3 protein-coding genes are annotated in these 4,418 nt (G+C 69.1%); 2 read left to right on the top strand and 1 reads right to left on the bottom strand.

What is annotated here, in order from left to right; all coding sequences use genetic code 11:
* Positions 1-527: 527 nt before the first annotated feature.
* The gene (locus ABSF49_RS20505; RefSeq protein ID WP_424114489.1) at positions 528-1,427 is read right to left on the bottom strand and encodes a helix-turn-helix domain-containing protein; all 900 of its coding nucleotides are present in this window, start codon (positions 1,425-1,427) and stop codon (positions 528-530) included.
* Between the two features lie 168 nt (positions 1,428-1,595).
* On the opposite strand from ABSF49_RS20505, the gene ABSF49_RS20500 reads away from it, so the two are divergent.
* Together ABSF49_RS20500 and ABSF49_RS20495 are read left to right on the top strand one after the other, a co-directional pair.
* Positions 1,596-3,047: an aldehyde dehydrogenase family protein gene (locus ABSF49_RS20500; protein WP_424114488.1), complete on the top strand. Its 1,452-nt coding sequence runs from the start codon at positions 1,596-1,598 to the stop codon at positions 3,045-3,047.
* A 118-nt stretch (positions 3,048-3,165) separates the two neighbouring features.
* The coding region (locus tag ABSF49_RS20495; protein WP_424114487.1) for an ABC transporter substrate-binding protein at positions 3,166-4,418 on the top strand (1,253 nt) is incomplete at its 3' end.

Genomic DNA, 4,418 nt, shown 5'->3' with positions numbered 1-4,418 from the left:
TCCGCAAACCGCAAGCCCGTCCGTCTCCCGACGTTCCGACCCGCTATCGCAAAAAGCGCGATGAATTTTGAAACGTGACCGTCAGTAGTCTCTTTAAGACCCCATCGCCCGCGCCAGTTCCGTTCACACGAAACCACCCCAGACAACAAAGCCCCGCAAGGACCCCGCCGCCCACGTCTCTCTTCCTTCCGATGCAATTGTCAAATAGCAGTCGAGGCCGAAACCTCGGAACCCGACGACGCCCTCGCGACGCATGCGCCGCGCGAATCGCCATCGTGCTCAATCTCGTCCGACGCGCCCTCGGAAGACGTGCGAACCGCTCCGCCCCCGCCTCTCGGCAGGGAAGAGAGCTTGAAGAGTTCGCCCGAAAACCGCGGGGGCCTCGCATCCGCTCGAACGCGGATGCGCCGTCGGCGTGCGGCGATATAGGGAAGCCGTTGCGACGTGTCAAACGCTTTTTCGAAAAAACGCGCGCCGCGCGTTTCGGCGCGCGCAAAGGACGCGGCGACGCAGCGTCGCGGCGACGCTCACGGCCAGGCGGCGAACGACGTCGGCGCCTGCGGCGGCGCGACGCGCGACGCCCTGCGATAGGCGCCAGGCGACATGCCGACGCGGCGCGAGAAGAAGCGGCTGAAATAGGCGGGATCGCGGAAGCCGAGACCGTAGGCGATCTGCTCCGCCGTCTGCCCGGTGTCCCGCAGGCGCACGCGCGCTTCGGCGATCAGACGCTCGTGGACGAGGCGTTGCGGCGGACGGCCGAAGGCGCGCGCGCAAGCCTCGTGCAGATGGGCGCGCGCGACGCCGAGCCTGCGCGCGTAATCGTCGAGGCCGAGGTTGTCGCGATAGTGCAGTTCGACCAGCTGGCGGAAACGCTGCGCGGTCGGCGCGCCGGCGGCGAGCGCGTCGGAGGCGCGCGCGAGTCCGCCCTCCCGCCACAGATGCATCAGCAACAGGCCGAGATAGAGCCCCGCCATCACCGGCGCGCCCGGACCCGGCTCGCGTGATTCGCGCGCCAGCGCCGCAAACAGCATATCGATCTCGACGAGGCCGCCGGCGGCGACGAGGATGCGGTCGAGCAGCGGCCGCAGTTGCGCAGCAAGCGGGTTCTCGCCGATCGTCCGCCAGACGATGTCCTCGCTCGCCAGCAACGCCGCGCCGTCGCCGCCGGCGGCGAGGCGAAATTCGCCGCGCGCGGCGAATGGCAGCCACAGGATCTGCGGCGCGACGAGTTCGAGCGCCGCGCCGTCGCGCGGCTTGAAGACGGCGCGGCCGCGTCGGACGAAAAAGGCGCGAAAGCACGGCGCTCCGTCGAGGCTGGCGGCCGACCAAGCGCGTTCGGCGAGCGCGGCTTCGAACTCAGTCGCGACCAGTGTGGCGCGGTGGGGATTGGCCTCCGGGCGCGGCCGACGCGGCGAGGACTGAAACAAGACTCTTCCTCCCTGACCCGGAAAAAGTACAAGACAAACCGAAGAACGTCCATTGTGACAAGAACGCGAGCGCGGCTAACTCGGCCCCAAGCCGCCGAGGCGCGGCGAAAGCTGAGGAAACGAGAGACCGAGCGCCTGCGAGGCGTCGGTCGCAGGGAGAGACGACCCGTGAGCGACGTTGCGTTGCTGGTCAGCGATCGCGACCTGCCCGCCGCCGACGGCGCCGTTTTCGAACGCCTCAACCCGATCACCGGCGATGTCGCGACCCGCGCCGCCGCGGCCAGCGTCGCAGACGCGCAAGCCGCAGCCGCCGCAGCGGCGGCCGCCTTCCCCGCCTGGTCCGCCCTTGGACCGAGCGAGCGACGCGCCCGCCTTGCCGCCGCCGCCGACGCGCTCGAGCGGCGCGGCCCCGACTTCGTCGCGGCGATGGCCGAAGAGACGGGGGCGACCGAAGCCTGGGGCCGCTTCAACGTCGCGCTGGCGGCGGCGATGATGCGCGAAGCCGCGGCGCTGACCACTCAAGTCAAAGGCGCGATCATCGCCTCCGACCGGCCCGGCGCCACCGCGTTCGCGCTACGCCAGCCGGTCGGCGTCGTGCTCGGCGTCGCGCCGTGGAACGCGCCGGTGATCCTCGGCGTCAGGGCGATCGCCGCGCCGCTCGCCTGCGGCAACACCGTCGTGCTCAAGGGTTCGGAAATCTGTCCCCACGTGCATCGCCTGATCGGCGAAGCCTGCCGCGACGCCGGGCTCGGCGAGGGCGTGGTCAATGTCGTCAGCAACGCGCCCGCCGACGCCTCGCGCATCGTCGAGGCGCTGATCGCCCACCCGACAGTGCGGCGGGTCAACTTCACCGGCTCGACCCGTGTCGGCCGGCAGGTCGCCGAGCTGGCGGCGCGTCACCTCAAGCCGGCGCTGCTCGAACTCGGCGGCAAGGCGCCGCTGATCGTGCTCGACGACGCCGACCTCGACGAAGCGGTCGCCGCCGCGGCTTTCGGCGCCTTCATGAACCAGGGCCAGATCTGCATGTCGACCGAGCGGCTGATCGTCGACGAATCCGTCGCCGACGCCTTCGCCGCCAAGCTCGCCGCCAAAGCGGCGACGCTCGTCGCCGGCGACCCGCGCAAGGGCCGCACGCCGCTCGGCGCGCTGGTCGGCTTCGACGCGGTCGAGCGCGTGCTCGGCCTGGTGCGCGACGCCGTCGCCAAGGGCGCACGGCTGATCGCCGGCGGCGGCGCCAATGGCGTGCTGATGGACGCCGCCGTGCTCGACAACGTCACGCCGGCGATGCGGATCTACGCCGAAGAATCCTTCGGGCCGGTGGCGGCGATCATCCGTGTCGGCGGCGTCGAGGAGGCGGTGCGGGTCGCCAACGACAGCGAATACGGCCTCGCCGCGGCGGTGTTCGGCCGCGACCTCGGTCGCGCGCTTTCGGTCGCGCGGCGGCTGGAGACCGGCATCTGCCATGTCAACGGGCCAACGGTCCACGATGAGGCGCAGGCGCCCTTCGGCGGCGTCAAGGCCTCCGGCTATGGCCGCTTCGGCGGCGCCGCGGCGATTCACGAGTTCACCGAGCTTCGATGGATCACCATCGGAACCGGGCCGGGCCGTTATCCGATCTGATGAGCCCTAAGGAGAATTGCGCGATTTTGTTATAGAGTATAATTACATGGCATCAACAGCGCGAAAGCGCGACAACGCCGGCCGTTTCCAGCGGCGCGACGACCACAGGGAGGAAGCGATGACCACAACCAATCGGATGAATTTTGCTTCGGGCGCGGGCCTGTCGCGGCGCGCGCTGCTTGCCGGCGCGGGCGCGACCGGCCTCGCGCTGGCGGGCGGACGGCGCGTTTTCGCCGCCGGCGCCGAGAATACGCTGAAAGTCGGCTTCATCAGCCCACGCACCGGCGCGCTCGGCGGCTTCGGCCAGACCGACGGCTACGTGCTCGACGTCGTGCGCAAGTCGCTCGCCTCCGGTTTCGCCGTTGGCGACAAGACGTTCGACGTGAAGATTCTCGATCAGGACACCCAGTCCGACCCGTCGCGCGCCGGCCAGCTCGCCAAGGGCCTGATCAACTCCGACAAGATCGACATGATGCTGGTCGTCTCCACGCCGGAGACGATCAACCCGGTCGCCGACGCCTGCGAGGCGGCGGGCGTGCCGTGCCTGTCGACCGTCATGCCGTGGGAGGCCTGGTATTTCGGCCGCGGCGCCAAGCCCGGCGCGCCCTCGCCATTCAAATGGACCTACCATTTCGGCTTCGGCGTCGAGGAGTTCCACAAGACCTACGTCTCGCAGTGGAACCTGATCCCGACCAACAAGAAGGTCGGCGTGCTTTACCCCAATGACGCCGACGGCAACGCCATCCGCGCTCATCTCGCGCCGGCGCTGGCCAAAGACGGTTTCACCATCATCGACGCCGGTCCCTACGAGGACGGCACCACCGACTATTCAGCGCAGATCGCCCTGTTCAAGAAAGAGAAGTGCGAGATCTTCAACACCTTCCCGATCCCGCCGGATTTCGCCGCCTTCTGGCGCCAGGCGGCGCAGCAGGGCTACACCAAGATGGTCAAGATCTGCCAGGTCGCCAAGACTGGCCTGTTCCCCGACGGCGTCGAGGCGCTCGGCAATCTCGGTTTCAACCTCTCGACCGCCGCCTACTGGCACAAGGCGTTCCCCTACAAGTCGTCGCTGACCGGCGTCAGCGGCGTCGACCTCGCCGACGGCTACGAGAAGGCGGCCGGCAAGCTATGGACGCAGCAGCTCGGCGCGTCGTTGGCGGTGTTCGACGCCGGCTTCGCCGCGCTGAAGGCGGCGGGCGATCCGACCAACAAAGAGGCCGTCGCCAAGGCGATCGCTTCGCTCAACACCACGACCATCGCCGGCAAGGTCGACTTCACCAGCGGTCCGGTGCCCAACGTCGCCTCCGGCCCGATCATCGGCACGCAATGGGTGAAGGCGCCAGCGGGGAGCAAGTTCAAGCTCGACTACGT

The organism is Roseiarcus sp. (genome assembly GCF_049514155.1).
In the GTDB taxonomy this organism is placed as follows: Bacteria; Pseudomonadota; Alphaproteobacteria; order Rhizobiales; family Beijerinckiaceae; genus Roseiarcus.
This window is presented reverse-complemented; position numbering and strand designations above follow the sequence as displayed.